This window comes from Pseudomonas nitroreducens, assembly GCF_010994165.1.
Lineage (GTDB): Bacteria > Pseudomonadota > Gammaproteobacteria > Pseudomonadales > Pseudomonadaceae > Pseudomonas > Pseudomonas nitroreducens.
In genome coordinates this window covers 820,079-843,765 of record NZ_WMBX01000002.1, presented here as the reverse complement: position 1 = coordinate 843,765, position 23,687 = coordinate 820,079, and the positions used below count along the sequence as shown (strand labels likewise).

The following is a 23,687-nucleotide window of genomic DNA, read 5'->3' as shown; positions in this document are numbered from 1 at the left end:
CCAGCTCCTCAGGCTTAGGCTGAATGCGTTGAGCCGGTACGACGCACCGTGCGCCGGGTTATTCCCGACCACTGCCAAAGAATTATTTTTTTGCAGGCCGGGAATAGATCGCCGCCGCGTTCGTCTTTCTCGCTCGAACCCACCCACTCCCGGCGCCCCGATGCATTCACTGGACGACCATTCACTGCGCGAACTGCTGCCCCGGCTGCGGCGCTTCGCCCTGTCGCTGACCCGCAGCGCGAGCAGCGCCGACGACCTGGTGCAGGCCACCCTGGAGAAGGCGCTGTCGGCCTGGACCGGCCGCCGCGACGACGGCGACCTGCGCGCCTGGCTGTTCTCGATCCTTTACCGGCACTTCATCGACGGGCAGCGCCGCGCGAAGCGCTACGCGCGCCTGCTCAGCCTGTTCGGCGCGGACAGCGCGGTCAGCGCATCGCCCGAGGACATCGTCAGCGCACGCTCGACCCTGGAGGCCTTTGAGCGCCTACCCGCCGAGCAGCGCGCGCTGCTGACGCTGGTCAGCGTGGAAGGCCTGAGCTACCGCGAAGTAGCCGAGGCACTGGACATTCCCATGGGCACCGTCATGTCCCGCCTGTCGCGCGCCCGCACGGCGCTGCGCGCGCTGAGCGAAGGACAGGCGGCGACACCTTCTCTGCGGGTACTGAAATGAACGAACGCATTCCCGATGAGCACGATCTGCACGCCCATATCGACGACCAGCTCGACCCGGCGCGCCGCCAGTGGGTGGAAGCCTGGCTCGCCACGCACCCGGACGACGCCCGTCGCGTCGAAGGCTGGCGACAGGATGCGCAGCAACTGCGCGCGGCCTTTGCCGGCCAGGCGCGCGGAGCCATTCCCGAACAACTGGACCCGGCGCGGATTCGCCGTCAGCTCCAGCAACGCCGGCGAACCCGGCTGGCCACGGCGGCGGCGCTGCTGGTGGCGCTGGGCGTGGGCGGCATGGGCGGCTGGCAGATGCGCGGCGACGCAATGATGCGCGGCATGGTGCCGATGCAGGACGCCGTACAGGCTTACCGGTTGTTCGCCGATGCCGGCCAGAGCGGGCTCGACCTGCGCGATGGCGGCGACCTGAACGGCTGGCTGGCGCGTTACCTGAAGAACGCGGTGCCGCCGCCGGCGCTGGAGCAGGTTGGCTTGAAGACCGTCGGGGCGCGTCTGCTGGCGACGGAACAGGGGGCGGCAGCGCTGGTGATCTACGAAGATGGCCAGGGCCGCCGGCTGACCTTCTTCATCCGTCCGCCGGGCCCGCGCCATGAGATGTTGCCGCAGGGGCAGCGCACGGATGGAGACCTGCTGGCACGTTACTGGAGCCAGGGTGGCTACAACTACGCGCTGGTCAGCCGCAGCGATGATCCGCAGGCGCAGGCCGTGGGGCAGTTGGTGGGGTTCTAGCGGAAGAGACAAGGTTAAGGCGCGCTCCGTGATTCACGAACAAGGAGCGCACCGAGGCACCTACAGAAGGGCTTAAGAGCGGCCTCCGGCCATTGAGGTCGGAGGCCGCAGCGCCAGCGTCAGAACGCGAAGCACGAACAACCGAAAGCGCCCCAGAAGCCCTGGAAGTCACTCACCGGCACGCTCGACTGGCGGGCGCGCTCGTGGCTGTGGCCATGCACGCCGCAGGAGCCGGCGCACTGGTGCACGGCCTGCTGCAGGGGGGCCTGCGGACGCCAGTGGCCGGGGACCTTGGCCACGGGAGACCAGTCCGGCAGTACCGGAATGGCCGTCGGCGCCTGGCGCTCGAAGTCGCCGCTGCCGAACACCACGCGGCCGTCCACCACGGTCAGCACCGATTCGATGGTCTTGATTTCCTCCTCCGGCACGTTGAAGTAGTCCGCCGAAAGCACGGCCACATCGGCCATCTGTCCGACCTTGATCATCCCTTTCTTGCCCTGCTCGTTGGAGAACCAGGCGCTGCCGTGGGTGTACAGCTGCAGCGCGGTGGCACGGGACAGGCCCTCGGGGTACAGCTCCATGCCGCCGACGGTCTTGCCGCTGACCATCCAGTACAGCGAGGTCCAGGGGTTGTAGCTGGACACACGGGTGGCGTCGGTACCGGCGCCGACGGGGACGCCTTCGGCCAGCATGCGCTTGATCGGCGGGGTCGCCTCTGCGGCCTGCCTGCCGTAGCGGTCGACGAAGTATTCGCCCTGGAAGGCCATGCGGTCCTGAATGGCGATGCCGCCGCCCAGCGCCCTCACCCGCTCGATGTTCTTCGGCGAGATGGTCTCGCAATGGTCGAAGAACCAGTGCAGGCCGTTGAACGGAATGTCCAGGTTGACCTTCTCGAACACGTCGAGCATGCGCGAGATGGATTCATCGTAGGTGGCGTGCAGACGGAACGGCCAGCGCTGTTCGACGAGATGGCGCACCACCGGCTCCAGCTCGGCTTCCATGCTGCCGGGCAGGTCCGGACGCGGTTCGAGGAAGTCCTCGAAGTCGGCGGCGGAGAACACCAGCATCTCACCGGCACCGTTGTGCCGCAGGAAGTCGCTGCCCTGCCCGTATTTCACGCTGCTGGTCCAGTTCTTGAAATCGGCCAGCTCTTCCTTGGGTTTCTGGGTGAACAGGTTGTAGGCGATGCGCACGGTGAGCTGGTTTTCTTTTTCCAGTTGCTCGATCACCTGGTAGTCGTCCGGGTAATTCTGGAAGCCGCCGCCGGCATCGATGGCGCTGGTCACGCCCAGGCGGTTCAGCTCGCGCATGAACTGGCGGGTGGAGTTGACCTGGTACTCGAAGGGCAGCTTCGGCCCCTTCGCCAGGGTTGCGTAGAGGATCATCGCGTTCGGCCGGGCCACCAGCATGCCGGTGGGCTCGCCCTTGCTGTCGCGGACGATCTCGCCGCCGGGCGGGTTCGGGGTGTCCTTGGAGTAGCCGACGACGCGCAGCGCGGCGCGGTTGAGCAACGCGCGGTCGTACAGGTGCAGGACGAACACCGGAGTGTCCGGCGCCGCCTGGTTCAGCTCTTCGATAGTCGGCATGCGCTTCTCGGCGAACTGGAATTCGTTCCAGCCGCCGACGACGCGCACCCACTGCGGCGACGGCGTGCGCAGGGCCTGCTCCTTGAGCATGCGCAGGGCGTCGGCCAGGGACGGCACGCCTTCCCAGCGCAGTTCGAGGTTGTAGTTCAGCCCGCCGCGGATCAGGTGCAGGTGCGAGTCGTTGAGGCCGGGAATCGCGGTGCGTCCCTTGAGGTCGATGACGCGGGTCGCGCCGGCGCGCAAGGCCATGGCCTCCGCCTCGGTACCCACGGCGATGAATTTGCCGTCGGCGATGGCCACGGCGGTGGCCTCGGGTTTCTCGCGGTCGACGGTGTGGAAGCGGCCGTTGGTCAGGATCAGATCGGCGTACATGGCTATGTTCCTCTTTCGATCAGCGGGCGTTGAGCCAGGCGGAGAACAGGCGCGTGGCCCGTGGCATGAAAACGTAGACCACCAGCAGGACGATGGTCGCGACGATGAGCATGTTGGCCGGCACGAAGCCACCCAGCAGCGGGACTTGCGTGAACAGCGGGCGCCAGAGCTGCGGCACCAGCATCACCAGCGGCAGGATCACCAGGTAGGAGACGGCCGCCTGTTTCCAGCGCGGCGGCTGCTTCTGCGGGTTGTCCGGGGCGGTGAACCAGAACTCGTGGGCGCGGTGCAGTTCCTTCTGCTCGCCGTCGATCAGGTGCGGGTCGGCACGCTCGATCAGCTCGCGGCGCTGCGGCGAGTCGAGCCAGGCCTGCAGTTCATCGGCGCTGGCGAAGCGCAGGACCGAGGTGAAGTGGTCGCCCTGGCGCATCACGTCCACGCCCAGGTGGCCGGGGAACTCGCTGGCAGCGCGGGTCAGCTCGCGCAGGATGGTTTCATAGGCGGCGACGCTGTCGGGGCGGGCGCGGTGGCGGATGATCAGAGTGACGGACTCTTGCTGGGTCGGCTGGGTCATGCAGGTTCCCTCCGGAAAAGTGGCCTCCCCTTGGTGGGGGAGGCAAGCGGCTCGTTCGACAGACGGCTTACTGCAGATGAGCTTTCAGCTCTTCACCGGCCTGGCGCATGGCGGACTGTACCGCCGGGACCTGGCTGATCACGTTGAGCAGACCGTAGTCGTGGATCATTCCGTTGTAGCGCACCGAAGTGACCGCCACACCGGCGGCGTCGAGTTTGCGACCGTAGGCTTCGCCCTCGTCACGCAGTACGTCGGATTCGGCGGTCTGGATCAGCGTGGGCGGCAGGCCCTTGAGCTGGTCGGTGGTCGCGCGTAACGGAGAAGCGTAGATCTCGGCGCGCTGTTTCGGGTCGGTGGTGTAGCTGTCCCAGAACCACTGCATCATCGGCTTGGTGAGGAAGTGCCCCTGGGCGAACTGGTTGTACGAGCCGGTCTCGAAGCTGGCATCGGTCACCGGCCACAGCAGCGCCTGGAAGCGCAGCTTGGGTGCGCCCTTGTCCTTGGCCATCAGAGCGACCACCGCCGCCATGTTGCCGCCAACGCTGTTACCGGCCACGGCCAGGCGCTTGCCGTCGACGTTGATCTCCTTGCCGTGTTCGGCGACCCACTTCGTCGCGGCGTAGGCCTGATTGATCGCCACCGGGTAATGCGCCTCGGGGGACGGGGTGTAGTCGACGTAGACCGCCACCGCGCCGGAGTTCACCACCAGGTCGCGGATCAGGCGGGCGTGGGTCGGGTAGTCGCCCAGCACCCAGCCGCCGCCATGGAAGTACATGAACGCCGGCAGCGTTCCTTTCACGCCGGCCGGGCGGACGATGGTCAGCTTCACCGGACCGACCTCGGTCTGCACGGTCTTCTCGCTGACCTGGGTGCCGGACAGATCGACCTTCACCGAGGCCTGGGCTCCGGTCAGCACGGCGCGGGCATCCTTGGGCGACAGGGTTTCCAGCGGTTGGCCCTTGCCGGCCTCCAGGGCTTCGAGGAAGGCCTGGGTGTTGTGTTCGACAGTCAGGTTGCCGGCGGCGAAGACGTTGCCGATGGCCAGGGCGAGGGAGGCGGCGAGCAGGGATTGCTTGGCGTTCATGATTCGGTTCCTTGAAAGTGGGGGAGGTATTCCGAGAGGACGAACGAATCTTGATCCATGCCCGCAAAGCGCGGAATAGACAGGCTTGCAGGGTCGCTTTGCAGTTTTGCAAGGGCACCGCCCTGCCCTCTGCAATGCCGCATGGACGCCGCATTGCTCAGCTCCAGTGCGGGTGCGTATTGATTCAGGTCAGGCGCAAATCCGCCTGGCCATGACGTTTCTCAATACCCATGTCGGATTCGAAAACCTTCTGACATAACTCAAGGGCGTGCCCAGGCCGTGTAGCCGACAATCACCGCCGCTACCAACTCCCGTGAGTGACTCACAGTGCCAGGACACCACCACTGAAACCCACCGCCCCACCCCTTCACGCCAGGCAACCCCTGGTGCGGCACACGGAAACTGCGCAACCGGGTTCTCTTCACCCATCCCGCCGAGAGGCGGTAGGAAACCGTGATGAAGAACACCCCATTGATGCTCTTCCTGGCCAGCCCGCTGGCCATGGCCACCGCGATGGCGGCCAATAGCGTCACCGAAAGCAACCAGAGCTACACCGCCAACCAGAGCGGCCTTTACGAGGATTTCACTCAGGTTGGCACCATCAAGACGTTCAACGTCAGCGGCGGCGCCATCATCACCATGACCGGGCCGAGCGGCTCGCCCCTGGTGCTCACCGGGCAGACCGTCAGAACCGACGCCGGCAACACCCTCGACATCAAGGGCGCTGGCAGCCTGGTCACCGTCAACGGCGACCTGACTTATAACTACGGCAGCAACACCAACCCCGCCGGCAAGTACGTCTACAACGGCATCGCCGTCACCGGCGGCGGCCGCTTCGTGATCAACGGCAACCTCACTGCCACCTCGACCAACTCCGGCTACAGCAGCCCGAAAAGCGCGATGTATGTGGATGGCACGACATCCAGCGCGGAAATCAACGGCAACGCCAACCTGACCATCGCCGGCGGCAAGGGTCTGTTCGCCGCCAATGGCGGGACCATCGACATGACCTCGAAAGACGGCACGCCCTATGTGCTGACGGTCACCAACAAGTCCAGCCAGCGTTCGGTGGAAGCCAACAATGGCGGCACCGTGACCCTCGACCTGGTGGACATGAACGGTACCTCCTACCTGAGCAACGGCGTGGGCCTGTACGCCACCAAGAACTCTTCCATCAGCTTCATGGGTGGCGACTTCAACCAGACCACCAGCCGCCCGGGCGCCAACGCGCTGTTTGCCCTCAACCATTCGAGCGTCACCGCCACCGGCTATGACGGCGGCCACCTGCGGATCAAGACCGGCGGCCTCAACGAAATCGGCGCCTGGGCCACCGGCAACTCTCAGGTGACCATCAACAGCGAGAAGCATCAGGACTTCCAGACGGTGATCCATACCACCGGCACCGGGCAATCCCATGGTCTGGCCGCAGGCTCGCTGGGCGGCGGCAGTGCCAGCGCCCCCGTCGACAGCGGCCACGCCGGCGCGCAGTACGGCAACTCCGAAGTCACGGTGTACGGCAAGACCGATATCACTACCGAAGGCAAGGACTCCGCCGGCCTGCGGGTGATGGGTGACGGCGCGAAGATCACGCTCACACCGCTGGTGGCTGGCGTGCGCAACAGCATCACCTCCGCCGCCAGCGCGATCCGCTACTCCTTCGCCAACGGCTACAGCCTCGCCAGCAACGGCGACCGCCTCGAAGGCGGCCAGGTGATCGACCTCACCGACACCGACATGGCGCACCTCGATGGCGCCACCGGCACCGCCGGGCTGATCGAAGTCGGCGGCCTCGCCGGGCGCACCAGTGACGGGCAGAACAGCGGCATCATGAATGTCGCCGATGCGGTGAAGGACGCCACCCTGAACCTCGCCAACAGCAGAGCTACCGCCCAGGACGGGCGCAGCCTGCTCAACGTCAACGCCAGCCAGAACAGCGCCGACGGCGTGTTCGCCAGCAGCTTCACGCTCAACACCGAGAACAGCGAACTGGTGGGCCGCGCGGTGACCGACAGCACCGTTGCCGGCGATGGCAGCGTCAGTAGCGCCACGCTCAACCTCAAGGGCTCGCGCTGGTTCCTGCTGGACAAGAACAGCAGCGAGGCCAGCCACTACGCCACCTCGAACCTCACGGCGCTGGACCTGCAGGACGACTCGCAGGTCTACCTCAACAGCCGCGAGTCCTGGCAGAACGGCTTTGCCGCCCACCAGCCGGAGCACTACGGCAGCCTGCAACTGGGCTCGCTGAGCGGCGCCGGGGCGTTCCACTTCTACACCGACATCGTCAACCAGCTGACCGACAAGCTGACCATCACGGGTACCGACGGCAGCACCGGCAACCATTCGGTCCTGGTGGCCAACGACGGCTCGCAGAGCACCCTGGGGGACGAGCGCATCGAGATCATCGAAACCAACGGCGGCAGCGGCCAGTTCGGCCTCTACGAAGGCGCGCTGGTGGAGCTGGGCGGCAACACCTATGCCCTGCGCAAGAACGAGGACGATAACTGGGAGCTGTATGGCTATACCGCGCCGCCGGTTGACCCGGGCCCGACCGACCCGGTCGATCCAAAGCCTCCGGTTGACCCTATACCGCCAGTAGACCCGACACCGCCTGTCGACCCCACACCGCCTGGCCCGGTCGAACCCGGCGACCCTGTAGCGCCGACGCCGCCCGGCCCGGCTCCGGGCCCCGGCACCTCGACTACCCGCGCCTTCCACGCCCAGGTGCACACCAACTACCTGCTGTCCTACCTGGACATGCAGACCCTGCTGCAACGCATGGGTGAGCTGCGCTACACCGAGCGCGATACCGACGGCAACGTCTGGTTGCGCACCAACGGCGGCCGCCTGCACTCCTTCGCCGGCAGCAACTTCGACGGCTACCGCCTGAGCTACCAGGGCATCCAGCTGGGCGTGGACCGCCGCGTGCCGGTGTCCAGCGGCGACCTGTTCGTCGGCGCCATGATCGGCCATACCGAGGCCGACCAGAGCTTCGACGAAGGCAGCGGCGGCGCGCGCAACACCCACGTCGGCATCTACGGCACCTGGCTGCACGAGAACGGCTTCTACATCGACACCGTGCTCAAGGCTGCGCACCTGAAGAACAACTTCAGCGTCAACGACACCCAGGGCAATCGCGTGAAGAGCTCCGGCAGCAGCAACGGCTACTCCGCCTCGGTGGAAACCGGCAAACGCTTCACCCTGCACCGCGAGAAGGACAGCCAGTGGTTCGTCGAGCCCCAGGCGCAACTGGTCTACACCGACCAGGGCGGCTTCTCCTCGCGCGCCAGCAACGGCCTGAAGATCCACTACGACGACTACGACTCACTGCTGGCTCGCGCCGGCAGCATCGTCGGCTACGAGCTGAGCAACGCTAAACACAAGTCCGAGGTGTACCTGAAGGGCGGTTACGTTCGCGAGCTGATGGCCGACAACATCGGCTACCGGATCAACGGCACGCCCAAGCAGAGTTCGGACTTCAGTGGCGGCTGGCGCGAGGCGGCCGTGGGCGTCTCCACGCGCCTGACCGACGGCCACAGCCTGTTCATGGAAGTGGGTTACCGCGACGGCGACAACTTCGACCAGAACCACGCCAACGTCGGCTACCGGTTCGAATACTGAGCCACCCGGGGCGGCTGGTAACGGCCGCCCCGTTCTTTACAGGCGCCCCCTGCGCACCGTCCGGCACGCCACGGATGCCGGCGCGGCGTTTGACCGGTACAATGCGCGATTGCCCGTTCCATACCTGATAAGCACGCCTGATAAAGAAGAAACCATGTCCTTGCCCAAACACCATCTGGAACTGCTCAGCCCTGCCCGCGATGTCCACATCGCCCGCGAGGCCATCCTGCATGGCGCCGACGCCGTCTACATCGGCGGCCCGAGCTTCGGCGCGCGGCACAATGCCTGCAACGAGGTGAGCGATATCGCCCAGCTGGTGGAGTTCGCCCATCGCTACCACGCGCGGGTGTTCACCACGATCAACACCATCCTCCACGACAACGAGCTGGAGCCGGCGCGCGCGCTGATCCACCAGCTCTACGACGCCGGTGTCGACGCGCTGATCGTGCAGGACCTGGGCATCATGGAACTGGACATCCCGCCGATCGAGCTGCACGCCAGCACCCAGACCGACATCCGTACCCTGGGCCGGGCGAAGTTCCTCGACCAGGCCGGCTTCTCCCAGCTGGTACTGGCCCGCGAGCTGAACCTGCAGGAAATCCGCGCCATCGCCGACGAGACCGACGCGGCCATCGAGTTCTTCATCCACGGCGCGCTCTGCGTGGCCTTCTCCGGCCAGTGCAACATCTCCCACGCCCAGACCGGCCGCAGCGCCAACCGCGGCGACTGCTCCCAGGCCTGCCGCCTGCCCTACACCCTGAAGGATGACCAGGGCCGCGTGGTGGCCTTCGAGAAGCACCTGCTGTCGATGAAGGACAACAACCAGAGCGCCAACCTCAGCGCCCTGGTGGACGCCGGCGTGCGCTCCTTCAAGATCGAAGGGCGCTACAAGGACATGGGCTACGTGAAGAACATCACTGCCTACTACCGCCAGCGCCTGGACGGCATCCTCGCCGAGCGCCCGGACCTGGCCCGCGCCTCCAGCGGCCGCACCGACCACTTCTTCGTGCCGGACCCGGACAAGACCTTCCACCGCGGCAGCACCGACTACTTCGTCAGCGACCGCAAGATCGACATCGGCGCCTTCGACTCGCCGACCTTCACCGGCCTGCCGGTGGGCACCGTGGAAAAGGTCGGCAAGCGCGACCTGCTGGTGGTGACCAAGGACCCGCTGTCCAACGGCGACGGCCTCAACGTGCTGGTCAAGCGCGAAGTGGTCGGTTTCCGCGCCAACATTGCCGAGCCGAAGGGCGAGTTCGAGGAAGACGGCGAGAAGCGCTACCGCTACCGCGTCGAGCCCAACGAGATGCCCGAAGGCCTCTACCGCCTGCGCCCGAACCACCCGCTGTCGCGCAACCTCGACCACAACTGGCAGCAGGCGCTGCAGAAGACGTCCGCCGAGCGCCGCGTCGGCCTGTCGTGGGTCGCCAAGCTGCGTGAAGAGCGCCTGGAACTGACCGCCACCAGCGAAGAAGGCGTCAGCGCCAGCGTCGCCCTGGACGGCCCGTTCGGTGTCGCCAACAAGCCCGAACAGGCGCTGGACCAGTTGCACGACCTGCTCGGCCAGTTGGGCACCACCCAGTATCACGCCGACGCCATCGAGCTGGACGCCCCGCAGGCGTTCTTCATCCCCAACTCCCAGCTCAAGTCGCTGCGCCGCGAGGCCATCGAGGCGCTCACCGAAGCCCGCGTGCAGGCCCACCCGCGTGGCGGCCGCAAGGCCGAGACCAACCCGCCGCCGGTGTACCCGGAGTCGCATCTGTCGTTCCTGTACAACGTGTACAACGAGAAGGCCCGCGCGTTTTACCATCGCCACGGCGTGCAGCTGATCGATGCCGCGTACGAAGCCCACGAGGAAACCGGCGAAGTGCCGGTGATGATCACCAAGCACTGCCTGCGCTTCTCCTTCAACCTGTGCCCGAAACAGGCCAAGGGCGTCACCGGCGTGCGCACCAAGGTGCAGCCGATGCAGCTGATCCACGGCGATGAAGTGCTGACCCTGAAGTTCGACTGCAAGCCGTGCGAAATGCACGTGATCGGCAAGATCAAGGGCCACATCCTCGGCCTGCCGCAGCCGGGCAGCGAAGGCGTGAACACCATCGTCGGGCAGATCAGCCCGGAAGACCTGCTCAAGACCATTCGCAAGCCGGCGCACTGAGGCAGACCTGAACCTGCAGGGGCGCATTCGCTCGCTCCTGCAGCTCTCCCCCCTGCGCAACTTCCCGATCCCCCGCTATGATCGGTGCATGCCCACCACGCCCCCGCTCCGCCAGCAATGCCCACCCGGCGCCTGCAACTGCGACCGGGAGCGGCTATTGGAGACACCCAACGCCGACCTGCGAATCCTGCTGCTGACCCGGCACGAGGAGCAGCGCCTGCTCGAGCGCCTGGAAAATCTCAAGGACCTGGCGGACCTGGAGCACCTGCAGCACAGGCTCTTCGATCAGCTCGGCATTCGCCTGCACATCGCCCCCGGCTTCAACGAAGTGCGCACCATGCGCGGCATCGAGTTTGCCTTCGGGGAGCAGCCTGGCCTCTGCCGCAAGACCCGCCAGGCCATTCCCGCCGCGATCCGCCGGGGCCTGGAGAAGAACCCGGAAATCGCCTGGCGGCTGCTGGACGCCCACGACCTGCTCGGCGGGCTCTGATCAGAAGCCGCCTTCCAGCGGGTATTCCACGGCAACCCGCAACTGGTCGGTATTGAGTTCCGTCTGCGCGGCGTTGGCGCGATGGCTGTTGTGCATCAGTATCAGCCGCAGCCCCTTGACCGGGCCTTCCGGCACACGGTATTGCAGCATCAGGTCGCGCTCCCAGTGCTGGCCACCCTCGCCATAACCCAGGTACGCGTAACCGCCACGCGGGTCGACATGGCTGCCATCGATGCCGGTGCCGCGCACGTAGGCCGCCGCCATCGACAGCCCCGGCACTCCGAGCGCCGCCAGGTCCAGGTCATAGCGCAGTTGCCAGGAACGCTCGTTGGGCGCATTGAAGTCCGACAGTTGCACTGCGTTGGTGAGGAAGATCGCTCCGCGGGTCACGTAGTCGAACGGCGTATCACCGTCGACCTGCTGGTAACCGACGCTCAGTCGGTGCGCGCCGAAGCCGTAGACGCCAAGCAGGCTCCAGGTGGTGTTGTCGATCCGCCCGGAGAACGCCCGCCCGGTATCTCGACTGCGATAGAGATTGAGGTTCAGCGACAGGTCCTGTCCCTCGCCCAACGGCTGGCTGAAGGTGCCGCCCAGGTAATCCTGGCGCCAGGTATCCTCGTAGCGCGAGGTGAACAGGCTGAGATTTGTGCCCTTTGTGGGCGAATAGGTGAAGCCCGCCAGGTCGAAAACAGTGCCCTGGCGACCATTGGAATAATTCACCACGAAGCCGCGATCATGGCTGGAAGCGTTGCGGTCGGTGCTTTCGGTGAAGTGCCCAGCCACCAGCCGCAGCGCGGAAAGCTCCTCGCTGGAGAGAAAGAAACCGCTGGCCGTTTCCGGCAGCAGGCGACTGTCGGAGGAGCTGAATACCGGGGTTTTCACCCGCTGTTCGCCCCACCACAGTGTCGTCGAAGACACCCGCGCCTTCAGCGCCGCACCGCCACGGGCAAAGCTATCCTTGGGATGGCCGTCATTGTCCAGGCCGACCAACCGTGCCTTACCGGCGCGACCGCCGCCACTGTCCAGCAGCACGCCCTGGTACAGATGCGCGTCCAGCCCCAGCCCGACGCTGCCTCGAGTAAATCCGGACTGCAGGCTGCCCATCAGCCCGTAGGCCCATTCCTGCGCATAGCCATTGCGTTCATTGCGGGGCTTGTAGGCGTTGCGCGCGGCGCTGTTGCGATCACCGTGGCGGTATTCGCGCTGGTCGAACAGCGTGCGGTTTAGCAGGCTCCAGCGGCTATCCTCAACAAAACCATTGGATTCCTCCTGCCCCGCGCCAAATGCCGGTACGGAGAACGCCAGCAACACGGCGGAGCTGCGCAGCCTCACAGGTACTTCAGCCAGGCGATATCGCGGCGGCGGGCCTTGAGGCGGGCGAACCAGTGCACCGGCGGATAAAGCACGACGATCAGCAACAGCGCGCCACCCCAGACCGCCCACACCGAATCGAAGCCGAAGTACTGCCCGTGGTTCAGCCCCCAGATTGCCACCGCGACCAGATAAAGCAGCTTCAGCACATAGAGGTGCAGCAGGTAGAAGAACATCGGCGCCGCGCCGAACACCGCCAGCCGGCGGGCCAGGGCGCCCTGCCCGCGGCGCTCGAAGAACACCAGCAGGAGCAGGCCGATCCCCAGGGTCAGGACAAGGAACAGCAGCGACGGCGGGTACTTGGTGATGTTGAAGAAGCTCATCAGCAGTTGCAGGCCATTGTCGCCGTCGCCCCAAGGCTTCTCGCCGTAGCCGTTGTTCAGGCGCAGGACGATGAAACCGCCCAGTGCGATGGCCGCCGTCAGCAGCAGGTTGCGCGTGCGCCGGGCGGCATTGGCCGAACGTCCGAACCAGGGCCCGGCTGCATAACCCAAGGCAATCACGCCGATCCACGGCAGCAGCGGATAGGACGTCCGCAGGCGCAGCGCATCGCCCAGTCCGATCCAGCCGCGATCATGCAACACCGCCCAGGGCACATGGGCCCAGTGCTCGGGTGCAAAGTGCACCCCATCCAGCAGGTTGTGTCCCGCCACCAGCACCAGCCCAAGCCCCACCAGGGCAGCACGCGGCAACCAGACCAGCGCGGAGAGCGCCAGCATGCTCAGGCCGATGGCCCAGATTACCTGCAGGTAGATCACCTTGGGCGGCAACTGGAAAGTCCAGGCGAAGTTCACCAGGGTCACCTCCAGCAGCACCAGGAACAGCCCGCGCTTGAGCAGGAAGGCCGAGACCGCCACGCGGCCCTCGTGCCTCTCGCCATAGAGGAAGGCGGAAAGCCCGGTGAGGAAGACGAAAACCGGCGCGCAGAGGTGCGCCAGGGTGCGACTGAAGAACAGCGCGGGGTCGGTCTGGGTCACGTCCATCGGATCGCTCACCTGCAGGTGCAGGTAAAACGTCTCACGGACGTGGTCCAGCAGCATGAAGAGAATCACCAGCCCGCGCAGGGCATCGATGGAGTGGAGTCGGGTAGTGGCTTTGGTGATGACAGCTGAGGGAGGCGTGATGGCGGAGGTCATTGAGGGAATCGACTGCGATTGAATTGTAATATTATTACATTTCAGGCAGCCGACCTGCCAACCCCTTAAAACATGCAGACATGTCTACGACGGCCATCCGCACCCGCGGGCCTCATTCCATGGCGCGCTGCATCGCGGCGGAAAGTTCGCTGCTGCCAAGCTGTTCCAACCGCTCGGCGGCGCCCAGGCGATCACGTTCTTCCTTGTTCTGGCTGAGTTTGGACTTGCCGACGATCTCGCTGATTTCCACCTCGATGCCGACGATGTTGGCCAGCATGCCGCTGATGAACTCCGGGGTGGAATCGCTCATCTTCCAGGGCTTCGCTTCACTGGCCTCGTGGGTGCGGGTCAGGCGGCCGACCACGCCGCGCACGAAGCGCTCCTCGTCCATCACTTTCAGGCGACCGCGCACGTGCACCACCTGGTAGTTCCAGGTCGGCACCTGGCGGTGTGCTTCGTGCTTGCTCGGGTACCAGTTGGGCGACACATAGGCGTGCTGGCCGCGAAAGATCACCAGCACTTCCTCACCGTCGGATTCCTGCCACACGGGGTTGTTGCGGGCGACGTGGGCGCGCAGCAGCGGCCGCTCGGTGGAGAGTTCCAGTTCGAAGGGCAGATGATTGGCGTCCAGCAGGCCGCCATGATCGGTGACCAGGATGCCCAGGGGATACTCGCGGATCAGCCGGTGCAACTCGTCCGTCCGGGTTTCCTCGAAATGCGCGGGTACGTACATGAAAGGCCTCGACAGCAGGTGACAGCGATCATCATGCCGCGGTATTGGCACCTTATAAAGATCCATTGCCGACCCTGGCGACAGAGCCAATCCCCGGCGACCGAAGATTTGGTACACCCTATGCATCACCCCGCTGGACGGCAATGGTGCCGCCCCCTACTCTAGCCCTTGGCCAGCATTCGCCCCGGACGGCAGACACAGGCTCCCACTCTCCATGACCGCACCCGAGTTTCCCGCCGCTCCTCCCCGGCAATCCCAGGGGAGAATTCCGCCGCGCCTGCACGATGCCTACAAGGCGTACGTGGTCCAGCATTACCGGCGTTTCCTGCTGGCGATCAACTTCATCGCCATGGCCGCCTACGACTCCTACGTGCTGGCCGACGCGCTGCTGATCCCGGACATGGCCAAGGAGTCCCTGCTTCTGCGCAGTGGCCTGAGCCTGATCGGCCTGCTCAATATCTTCCTGGTGTTCCGCTTCAGCCGCAGCGTGCTGGTGATGGACATGCTGATGCCGGTGCACGACATCATCTCCACCGTCGCCTGGTTCGAGCTGCTCAAGCGCAGTGCCTCGCCGGACGTGCCGTTCTTCCTCTATGCCTCGGTGGTGTTCATCTTGTTGGGCAACCTCGGCGTGCGCTACTCGTTCAAGGGCATCGCCGTGGTGTCGGCGATCATTTCGGCGATCATTCTCTACAACGTCTGGCTGATCCATGACGGGGCGACCAAGCCGCTGCTGATCTTCACCCTGGTGTACCTGCCCATCGCGCTGTTCAGCCTGTTCATCAGCTGGACCAACATCAAGGGCGTGCGCCAGGCATTCCTCGCCGATCTCGAGGAGCGCCGCCAGCGCACGGAGCTCGCCGCCCTCAACCTGCGCCTGCAGGAGCTGGCCACCACCGACGGTCTCACCGGCGTGGGCAACCGCCGTGCGCTGGACCTGCAACTCAATGAAAGCTGGCACGGCATGCGCGCCCACGGACGCCCCTTCGCCCTGCTGATGGCCGACATCGACTACTTCAAGCCGTACAACGACCATTACGGGCACCAGGCCGGTGACCGCTGCTTGTGCCAGGTGGCCGAGAATCTCGCCGGCACTCTGCGCGGCGGGCAGGCCAACGTCTATCGTTATGGCGGTGAGGAATTCGCCATCGTGCTGGAAGCGACCAGTGCCGAAGACCTGCGCTGCATCGCCGAACGACTGCGCGAACAGGTGGCGAGCCTGGGCATCGAGCACCTGCACCGGCCCGACAGCCTGCGCCAGTTGACGATCAGCCTCGGTGCGGCAATGGCCAACGAGGGCGGACTGCACGAACCGCGCGAGCTGCTCGCCCGCTGCGACCGGCATCTGTATATCGCCAAGCAGAAAGGTCGCAACCGTGTGCAACTCAGCGGCATGCCAGGCGTCTGACCACCATAGCCAACCCGGCACGTGCTGCCGGCGTCTCCCAGGACTGCGCCGGGCGATGCCCGCCCTGCGTGACGACCACCACAGGGAACGTCCCTACGAGGCCAGTGTGAAACGCGACATCCGCCTTGCCATCCTCCTGCTGTCGATCATCAGCCTGGCCGTCGCCATCGCCACGGCCTGGGAGCTGTGGTCGGCCCGCGAGCGCACGCTGGCGGAAACCACCACGCACAACCTCAACCTCACCCAGGCGCTGGACACCTACGTCGAGGGTATTGTCACGCAGAGCTCCATGCTGCTGCTCGGCATTGCCGAACGCCTGGAACACGAAGGCCTCGACGCTCCGCAGCTGCAACGCCTCAACGAACTGGTGCAGCGCCAGCAGCACCTGCTCGTGCAGCTCAATGGCGTCGGCATCTACGACGCCCAGGGCAACTGGCTGATGACCTCCACCGGCCCCTTCCCGCGCGGCTCCAACAGCGCCGACCGTGCGTACTTCATCCACCATCGCGACAACCCTTCGCTGGAGGCCTACATCGACGGACCGATCCACAGCCGCTCCACCGGCGTCTGGGTAATCACCGTCAGCCGCCGCTACAACGACGCCCAGGGCAACTTTGCCGGGGTGATAGTGGCGGCGCTCGGCGTGCAGGACTTCCTGCGCCTGTTCGGCAAGATCGATATCGGCAGGACCGGCGCCATCGGTGTTGCCACCAGCAGCGGCCAGGTGCTGGTGCGCTATCCCTTCCGCGAGAGCGACATGGGCCGCGTGCTCTCGCGCTCGCCGATCTTCACCCAGTACCTGGATGAAACCACGGTCGGCAGCGCCACCTTCGCGTCCTCCCTCGATGGCGTCGAGCGCATCTATGCCTTCCGCAAGAACGAGCGCTACCCACTGGTGACTTCCGTCGCCCTGGGCAAGGACGAGGCCCTGGCCGCCTGGCGCGCCGACGCCTGGCGCACGGTCGCCATCGCCTTCGGCCTGCTGATGGTCATCGTGGTGATCGGCAGCCTGCTGATCCTCGCCATCCAGCGCCGCATCGGCACCGAACGCCTGCTGCGCGACGCCCGCGAAGACCTGATCAAGGCCAACCGCCAGCTGGAAGTCCTCGCCTCCCGCGACCCCCTGACCGGCCTGGAGAACCGCCGCAGCTTCGACGACCACCTGATCGCCGAACTGCGCCGCGCCCACCGGGAGCGCACGCCGCTGGGACTGCTGCTGATCGACGTCGACCACTTCAAGCGCTTCAACGACACCTACGGTCACCCCGCCGGCGACGACTGTTTGCGTCGCATCGGTCGCGTCCTCGCCGACAGCGTCCGCCGCCCCGCTGATCTTGCGGCGCGCTATGGCGGCGAGGAACTCGCCGTGATCCTGCCCCATACCGGCCCCGATGGCGCCCAGGCCGTGGCCGAGCAGTTCATGCAGCGCCTGCAGACGGCCAACCTCACCCACGCCGGCAGCCCGCTGGGCCGAATCACCGCCAGCATCGGCATCGCCACCCTGCCCGGCGGCAGCGACAGTAGCCCGCAGGCGCTTATCGAAGCCGCCGACCGCGCGTTGTACCGTGCCAAGGCGGCTGGCCGCAATCGCCTGGAAAATGCCCCCACGCTGCCGGGAACCGCACCGTGATATTCGAACCCGCCCTGCTCGACGCCCTGCGCAACGCCCATCACGTGGTGGTATTCACCGGTGCTGGTGTTTCCGCCGAGAGTGGTGTCCCCACCTTCCGCGACCGCCTCAGCGGGCTGTGGCAGCGTTTCGACGCCGCATCCCTGGCCACCGCCCAGGCCTTCCGTGCCGACCCGCCGCTGGTCTGGGGCTGGTATGAATGGCGACGCAGCGTCGTCCATCGCGCGCAGCCCAATCCCGCTCACCTGGCCATCGCAGCGCTGGCGGGCAAGGTGCCGAAGTTCACGCTGATCACCCAGAACGTCGACGATCTCCACGAGCGCGCCGGCAGCCACGACGTCACCCACCTGCACGGCCAATTGGAACGCCCTCGCTGTTTCGACTGCCAGCGCGAACCCGACGCAGCGCTGCCGGTTCCGGATGAGCCTGAGGCAGGGCGCCGCGTACCGCCGCCGGCCTGCGCCCATTGCGGCGGCCCGCTGCGCCCCGGCGTGGTGTGGTTCGGCGAAGGCCTGCCGATGAATGCCCTCAACCACGCCTTCCAGGCCGCCGAAGACTGCGACCTGCTGATCTCCGTGGGCACCTCCGGCGTGGTCTACCCGGCGGCCGAAGTCCCGCAGATCGCCTGGCGCGCCGGGGCCACCGTCCTGCACATCAACCCCGCACCGGGCCCGCTGCATGGCGAACGCGACTTCGCCCTCGCCAGCGCGGCGGGCACGGCCCTGCCAGCTTTGCTCAACGAGGCTTTCGCCGAGCGCTGATCGCGCGACGAAGAGCCCGGCAGCACGACGCGGCTTACACCGCCGGCATCTGCAACGTCACGCAATGGATGCCGCCGCCACCGGCGGCGATCGGGTCGATGTTCAACTGCACGATCTCCCGGTCCGGGTACAGCTCGCTGAGCAAGGCATGGCAATGCTCGTCCGCCGCCGCATCGCCAAACTTCGGCGCAATCACCCCGCCATTCACCGGCAGGTAGTTGATGTAACCGGCTGCGAAATCCGGGTTGTCGCGGCTGTAGGCGCTGGGCTTGGGCTTCATCGGCGGCGGCAGCGTGTGCAGCTTCAGCGGACGGCCATCGGCATCCGTAGCGGTCTTGAGGATGTCCAGGTGGCGGCGGGTGACAGCGTGGTCATAGGACTGCGGATCGTTGTCCAGGTTGACCACCACCACGCCCGGCTCGACGAAGCGCGCGTAGAAGTCCACGTGCGCATCGGTGATGTCCTTGCCACGGATGCCCGGCAGCCAGATCACCTTGCGCAGCCCCAGCATGCGCTTGAGTTCCGCCTCGATTCGAGGGCGCGACCAGCCAGGATTGCGGTTGTCGTTGACCCAGCAGCTTTCGGTGAAGATCGCCGTGCCGTGGCCATCCACCTCGATGCCGCCGCCCTCCCCGCACAGCTCGCTGACGATGGCCTTGGCCTCCAGGTCTTCGGCCAGTGCCGCCGACACTTCACGGTCGCGCTCGGCGTGCTGCTTGCCGCCCCAGCCGTTGAAGTTGAAGTCGGCCAGCGCCAGGCCGCCCGAGGTGCCGTCGACAAGGAAGCAACCGCCGTAGTCGCGCACCCAGATGTCATCCACCGGCACCGGCAGGAAGTCGACATTCTGCCCACCGCAGGCACGCTTGGCCTCGGCCTGCTGCTCCGGCCGGCAGAGCACGGTCACCGGCTGAAACTCGGCAATGGCGCGGGCCAGCCGCGCCACGGTGGCGTTGACGTCGGGGGCAATGTCTTCCCAGACGTCAGCGCTCGCCGCGTAAGCGACGTACACCCGCTCCTGCTTGCGGTGTTCGTCGGGCATGGTCCACTTGCCCGCGGCCAGGGCGACGCGCCCCAACCCCAGGCCGAGCCCGGCGGCCAGCGTGATGCCGGTGCCGAGCAGGTTTCTGCGTGTCATCATCCTCGCCTCCTCAACCGCCGGTGCCGGTCTTGAAACTGGTCCAGGTACGCATCCGAGCGCGCATGTCGCGCTGGGGGATGTCCTTGCCGGGGAACAGCCGCGCGTAGGCCTTCTCATCAAGATAGATGTCCGGGTTGTCGCGCATGCTCGCCTCGACCATCGGCCGCGCCTTGGCGTTGGAGGTCGGGTAACCGGTGGCGTTGCTGATTGCGGCCATCACCTCCGGACGCATCAGGTAGTTGATCAGCGCATAGGCGTATTCCGGGTGCGGCGCGTCGACGGGAATGGCCATGGTGTCCATCCACACCGAGGTGCCTTCGCGCGGGACGCGATACTCGAAGCGCTCGGGCTTCTTCGCATCAATGGCCGCCCGTTGCGACTGGGTGACGTCGCCGCTGTAGCCCAGCGACAGGCACAGGTCGCCATTGACCAGCTGGGTGACCGGCTGCGACTGGAACTTGCGGATGTACGGGCGGATGCCGTTGAGCAGCGCCAGTGCGTCCGCCAGGTCCTGCGGCTTGCCGCTGCGCGGGTCGCGGCCGAGGTAGTTGAGCACCACGGCCAGCACTTCGTCCGGCGAGTCGATCATGGAGATGCCGCAATCGGCGAAGCGCTTGGCCACTTCCGGCTTGAACAGCATGTCCAGGCTGTTCACCGGCGCGCCGGGCATGCGCTGTTCGATCTTCGCCTGGTTGTAGGTCAGGCCGATGCTGCCCCAGGTATAGGGCACCACCGCGTGGCGCGAGTACGGGTACTGGGTCTGCAGCGTCTGCAGGCCCGGCTCGATATCGGCCAGCTGCGTCAGCTTGCTGTCGTCGAGCTTCTGCAGGGCGCCGGCGCGCATCAGCCGCTCGGCCACGGTGTCGCCGGGGAAGACCAGGTCGTAGCCGCTGTGCCCGGCCATCATCTTGGCTTCCAGCGTCTCGCTGCTGTCCATCACGTCGTAGATGACGCGGATGCCGGTTTCCCTGGTGAAATTCGCCAGCGTGTCGGGGGCGAAGTAGTCCGCCCAGTTGAACAGGCGCAGGACCTTCTCCTCCTCCGCCACGGCCGGTTGCAGGACGCACGCCAGGGACAACCCCAACGCGCCGATCAACAGGTGCTTGTTCATGGTCAGACTCCTTGCCAGCGTGGGTGCAGGTGGCGGCCATCGAGGCCGAGCAGAGGGCCGTACATTTCCGGGCGGCGGTCGCGGTACACGCCCCAGGTCAGGCGCTCTTCGCGGGCCAGGTCCAGGTCCAGCTCCAGCACCAGAACGGCGGCCTCGTTGCGCCCGGCCTCGGCCAGCAGCGCGCCTTTGTGGTCAGTGATGAAGGACGAACCGTAGAAGCGCATGCGCAGCGCGTCATCGCTGGGCGCCACTTCCTCGCCGATACGATTGGCGGCCAGCACCGGCAGCAGGTTGGCGGCGGCGTGGCCGCGCTGGGCGGTCTGCCAGTGATCGCGAGAATCCAGTTGTTCCGCGCCCGGCTCGGAGCCGATGGCGGTGGGGAACAGCAGCAGCTCCGCGCCCTGCAGTGCCAGGCAGCGGGCGGTCTCGGGGAACCACTGGTCCCAGCAGATGCCCACGCCGATGCGCCCAACGGCGGTGCCCCAGACGCGGAAACCGGTATCGCCGGGGCTGAAGTACTCCTTCTCCTGGTAGCCGATGGCGTTGGGGATGTGCGTCTTGCGGTACACGCCGAGCAGGCTGCCGTCGGCATCGGCCACGGTCAGCGAGTTGAAGTAGGCGTTTCCGGCGCGCTCGAACCAGCTGATCGGCAGCACCACGTTCAGCTCCGCCGCCAGGCTGGCGAAGCGTTGCAGCAGTGGGCTGTCGTCGTAAGGCTGGGCCAGCGCGAGGTGGGCGTGGTCCTGCTCGATGCAGAAGTACGGGGTGGCGAACAGCTCGGGCAGGAGGATCAACCTTGCCCCGGCCGCCGCCGCCGCGCGCACGTGGCGCTCGGCTTCGGCAAGGTTACGCGGCAGGTCCCAACTGCAGGAGAACTGCAGCACGGCGACGGTCAGCTTGCTCATCACAGGCCTCCCAGCGGCCAGGCCGGCTGCTGCTGGGTAATGCAGTGCACGCCGCCGCCACCGTGGGCCAGGTTATTGATGCGCACCGGCACCACTTCGCGACCGGGGAAGGCGCGGGCCAGCACGGCAGCGGCTTCGTCGTCGGCAGCGATGCCATAGGCCGGCATGATCACCGCGCCGTTGGCCAGGTAGAAGTTGGTGTAGGACGCGCAGAACACCTCGGCCTCCGGGTCCACCGCCGCGCTGGCCTCGAACAGCTCGATCAGCTCGAAGGAACGACCCTTGGCGTCGCTGGCCAGTTCCAGCGCGCGGCGGTTCTCGCGGGCGACTTCGGCGTAGGTGCCGAAAGCGTCGTGGGTAGCATCCACCAGCAGCACGCCGGGGCGGGCGAAGGCGCACACACCGTCGACGTGGCCGTCGGTCATGTCCCCGGTAACGTACTGCGGGTCGCCCGGCAGCCAGATGGTCTTGGTCACGCCCAGCAGGCGGGAGAAGATTTCCTCCATCTCGCGCTTGCTCACGCCGGCGTTGCGGTTGGGGTTGAGCAGCACCGACTCGGTGGTGATCAGCGTGCCCTCGCCGTCCACATGAATCGCCCCGCCCTCGTTGGCCAGTGGCGTGCCGAAGCAGTCCAGGCCGAGGTGGTTGAGGATGCGCCGGCCCAGGCCTTCGTCCAGGGTATGCTCGGACTTGCCGCCCCAGGCGTTGAAGCGCCAGCTCACACCGGCCACGCCATGCTGCGGATGGCAGACGAAGGTCGGCCCGGAGTCGCGGCACCAGCTGTCGTCGATGGGCAGCGGCACCAGCTCGACGTTCGGCCCGCAGAGTTCGGCGGCGCGGGCGACGGCGGACGGGTCCACCACCAGCTTCACCGGCTCGAAGCGGGCAATGGCATTGGCGACGCGAGCAAAGTCTTCCTGCACCTGCTCCAGCGTCACGCGCCAGCCACCCTCCCAGAGCGGACGGTTGTGCGGGAAAGCCATCCAGGTCGCCGCGTGGTTGACCCATTCGGCAGGCATGCGCCAGCCGTTCTGCCTATCGTCATTGCGATGCATATTCAAACCTTTGGTAAGGGATTTTTATCGGAAGAAAAGGATTAAGCGGCGCCTGATGACCATGCTAGGCCTGTAAAAACGCGACAACAAACGATAGATTTTGCGCAAATCTGATTAGGCGAACTTATCGATCATGCTCAAGCACTGGCCACCCCTGAATGCCCTGCGCGGCTTTGAAGCCGCCGCGCGCCTGGGCAGCTTCCACAAGGCCGCCGAGGAGCTGCACCTCACCCAGTCGGCCATCAGCCAGCAGATCCGCAGCCTGGAAAGCTTCGTCGAGCAGCCGCTGTTCTACCGCTCCGGGCGCAAGGTGGCGCTGACCGACGCCGGCGCCGACCTGCTGAGCACCACGCAATCCATGCTGCAGCAACTGGCGGTGGGCATCCGCCGCCTGGACCAGTACCGCAAGCCCAACCAGCTGGTGGTCAACACCACCCCGGCCTTCGCCCGCCACTGGCTCGTGCCGCGCCTGGCCGACTTCCACGCGCGCCATCCGCAGATCGACCTGTGGCTGCTGACCACCGACGAAACCCCGGACATGGCCTCCCAGACCATCGACATCGCCGTGCGCGACGACCTCACCGCCCAGGCCGAATGCCGCTTCCGCGTGCTGCTGGAGGATCGTCTCTACCCGGCCTGCCATCCATCCGTACTGGCACAGGCGGAGCCGTCGCGCACCACCCTGCACGGTGAACGGGAGATGGACTGGGCGCACTGGCAGGTGCAGGGCGGCGCGGATGTCGGCCAGCGCAGCGAGGGGCTGAACTTCTCCGATCCCGGATTGCTGCTGGATGCGGCGAGCCAGGGCCTGGGCATCGCGCTGGTGAGCCAGTTGCTGGCGGGGGATGCACGGCAGAATGGCTTGCTGGCCCCACTCAGCGAGCAGACTGTGCGCGGGCCGAACTGGTCGCTGCTGGTGCATCAGCAGAGCGAGCGGAATGCGCAGGCGCAGGGGTTCTGCGAGTGGCTGTCGGCCGCACTTGGCGTTTCCTTGTAGGGGCGGGCCATGTCCGCGATCCGCTGGCAGGGCCGGCGCCGGACGGGACTCAAGCAAGAATCAGACGCCCCCTAGCTCTGTGCCAACCGATACCACCCTCTCCCCAGCCCTCTCCCTGAAGGGAGAGGGAGCCACATGGTAGGGTGC

19 protein-coding genes are annotated in these 23,687 nt (G+C 66.3%); 9 read left to right on the top strand and 10 right to left on the bottom strand.

Going from position 1 to position 23,687, the window contains the following annotated elements; all coding sequences use genetic code 11:
- Positions 1-160: 160 nt before the first annotated feature.
- Together GJV37_RS11765 and GJV37_RS11760 are read left to right on the top strand one after the other, a co-directional pair.
- Positions 161-670 carry a sigma-70 family RNA polymerase sigma factor gene (locus tag GJV37_RS11765; RefSeq protein WP_017520898.1) on the top strand — a complete coding sequence of 170 codons (510 nt, stop codon included), beginning with the start codon at positions 161-163 and terminating at the stop codon, positions 668-670.
- Positions 667-1,413: an anti-sigma factor family protein gene (locus GJV37_RS11760; RefSeq protein ID WP_193452517.1), complete on the top strand. Its 747-nt coding sequence runs from the start codon at positions 667-669 to the stop codon at positions 1,411-1,413. The genes GJV37_RS11765 and GJV37_RS11760 overlap by 4 nt, the downstream gene beginning before the upstream one ends.
- A 119-nt stretch (positions 1,414-1,532) precedes the next feature.
- On the opposite strand, the gene GJV37_RS11755 is transcribed toward GJV37_RS11760, so the two are convergent.
- From GJV37_RS11755 to GJV37_RS11745, 3 genes are all read right to left on the bottom strand, one after another.
- Entirely contained in the window at positions 1,533-3,371 is a 1,839-nt protein-coding gene (locus GJV37_RS11755) for an amidohydrolase (RefSeq protein WP_193452516.1), read from the bottom strand.
- Positions 3,372-3,390: 19 nt separating this feature from the next.
- On the bottom strand, positions 3,391-3,945 hold the full coding sequence (locus tag GJV37_RS11750) for an antibiotic biosynthesis monooxygenase (protein ID WP_193452515.1): 555 nt from the start codon (positions 3,943-3,945) through the stop codon (positions 3,391-3,393).
- Positions 3,946-4,012: 67 nt separating this feature from the next.
- Positions 4,013-5,029 carry an alpha/beta hydrolase gene (locus GJV37_RS11745; protein WP_193452514.1) on the bottom strand — a complete coding sequence of 339 codons (1,017 nt, stop codon included), beginning with the start codon at positions 5,027-5,029 and terminating at the stop codon, positions 4,013-4,015.
- A 456-nt stretch (positions 5,030-5,485) separates the two neighbouring features.
- Here GJV37_RS11745 and GJV37_RS11740 point away from each other — a divergent pair, with 456 nt between their 5' ends.
- The 3 genes from GJV37_RS11740 to GJV37_RS11730 all read left to right on the top strand — a co-directional run bounded on the left by GJV37_RS11740 (position 5,486) and on the right by GJV37_RS11730 (position 11,295).
- Entirely contained in the window at positions 5,486-8,647 is a 3,162-nt protein-coding gene (locus tag GJV37_RS11740; protein WP_193452513.1) for an autotransporter outer membrane beta-barrel domain-containing protein, read from the top strand.
- 154 nt (positions 8,648-8,801) lie between these two features.
- Positions 8,802-10,805: a peptidase U32 family protein gene (locus tag GJV37_RS11735; RefSeq protein WP_024762461.1), complete on the top strand. Its 2,004-nt coding sequence runs from the start codon at positions 8,802-8,804 to the stop codon at positions 10,803-10,805.
- An 88-nt stretch (positions 10,806-10,893) separates the two neighbouring features.
- Complete coding sequence (locus GJV37_RS11730; RefSeq protein WP_193452512.1) at positions 10,894-11,295, top strand: hypothetical protein; 402 nt, start codon at positions 10,894-10,896, stop codon at positions 11,293-11,295.
- Here the strand turns inward: GJV37_RS11730 and GJV37_RS11725 are convergent, their stop codons facing one another.
- From GJV37_RS11725 to GJV37_RS11715, 3 genes are all read right to left on the bottom strand, one after another.
- Positions 11,296-12,627, bottom strand: coding sequence for an OprD family porin (locus tag GJV37_RS11725; protein WP_425326836.1), 1,332 nt, complete (start codon positions 12,625-12,627; stop codon positions 11,296-11,298).
- Entirely contained in the window at positions 12,624-13,802 is a 1,179-nt protein-coding gene (locus GJV37_RS11720; protein ID WP_193452511.1) for an acetyltransferase domain-containing protein, read from the bottom strand. Before GJV37_RS11720 ends, GJV37_RS11725 begins: the two co-directional genes overlap by 4 nt.
- Before the next feature lie 112 nt (positions 13,803-13,914).
- Positions 13,915-14,535 (bottom strand): FMN-binding negative transcriptional regulator, encoded by a 621-nt coding sequence (locus GJV37_RS11715; RefSeq protein ID WP_024762458.1) that lies wholly within the window; start codon positions 14,533-14,535, stop codon positions 13,915-13,917.
- 214 nt (positions 14,536-14,749) lie between these two features.
- On the opposite strand from GJV37_RS11715, the gene GJV37_RS11710 reads away from it, so the two are divergent.
- From GJV37_RS11710 to GJV37_RS11700, 3 genes are all read left to right on the top strand, one after another.
- The gene (locus GJV37_RS11710; RefSeq protein ID WP_065084028.1) at positions 14,750-15,943 is read left to right on the top strand and encodes a GGDEF domain-containing protein; all 1,194 of its coding nucleotides are present in this window, start codon (positions 14,750-14,752) and stop codon (positions 15,941-15,943) included.
- A gap of 106 nt (positions 15,944-16,049) precedes the next feature.
- Positions 16,050-17,573 carry a sensor domain-containing diguanylate cyclase gene (locus tag GJV37_RS11705; RefSeq protein WP_193452634.1) on the top strand — a complete coding sequence of 508 codons (1,524 nt, stop codon included), beginning with the start codon at positions 16,050-16,052 and terminating at the stop codon, positions 17,571-17,573.
- Complete coding sequence (locus GJV37_RS11700; protein WP_089285780.1) at positions 17,573-18,334, top strand: SIR2 family NAD-dependent protein deacylase; 762 nt, start codon at positions 17,573-17,575, stop codon at positions 18,332-18,334. The genes GJV37_RS11705 and GJV37_RS11700 overlap by 1 nt, the downstream gene beginning before the upstream one ends.
- 34 nt (positions 18,335-18,368) lie before the next feature.
- On the opposite strand, the gene GJV37_RS11695 is transcribed toward GJV37_RS11700, so the two are convergent.
- From GJV37_RS11695 to GJV37_RS11680, 4 genes are read right to left on the bottom strand one after another with little or no spacing between them, the layout of a single operon-like run.
- On the bottom strand, positions 18,369-19,472 hold the full coding sequence (locus tag GJV37_RS11695) for an agmatine deiminase family protein (protein ID WP_193452510.1): 1,104 nt from the start codon (positions 19,470-19,472) through the stop codon (positions 18,369-18,371).
- Positions 19,473-19,482: 10 nt separating this feature from the next.
- The gene (locus GJV37_RS11690) at positions 19,483-20,583 is read right to left on the bottom strand and encodes an extracellular solute-binding protein (RefSeq protein ID WP_141678331.1); all 1,101 of its coding nucleotides are present in this window, start codon (positions 20,581-20,583) and stop codon (positions 19,483-19,485) included.
- A gap of 2 nt (positions 20,584-20,585) precedes the next feature.
- The gene (aguB, locus tag GJV37_RS11685; protein WP_193452509.1) at positions 20,586-21,488 is read right to left on the bottom strand and encodes an N-carbamoylputrescine amidase; all 903 of its coding nucleotides are present in this window, start codon (positions 21,486-21,488) and stop codon (positions 20,586-20,588) included.
- On the bottom strand, positions 21,488-22,543 hold the full coding sequence (locus GJV37_RS11680) for an agmatine deiminase family protein (protein ID WP_084357796.1): 1,056 nt from the start codon (positions 22,541-22,543) through the stop codon (positions 21,488-21,490). The genes aguB and GJV37_RS11680 overlap by 1 nt, the downstream gene beginning before the upstream one ends.
- Positions 22,544-22,676: 133 nt before the next feature.
- Here GJV37_RS11680 and GJV37_RS11675 point away from each other — a divergent pair, with 133 nt between their 5' ends.
- Positions 22,677-23,540, top strand: coding sequence for a LysR substrate-binding domain-containing protein (locus GJV37_RS11675; protein ID WP_193452508.1), 864 nt, complete (start codon positions 22,677-22,679; stop codon positions 23,538-23,540).
- Positions 23,541-23,687: the final 147 nt, after the last annotated feature.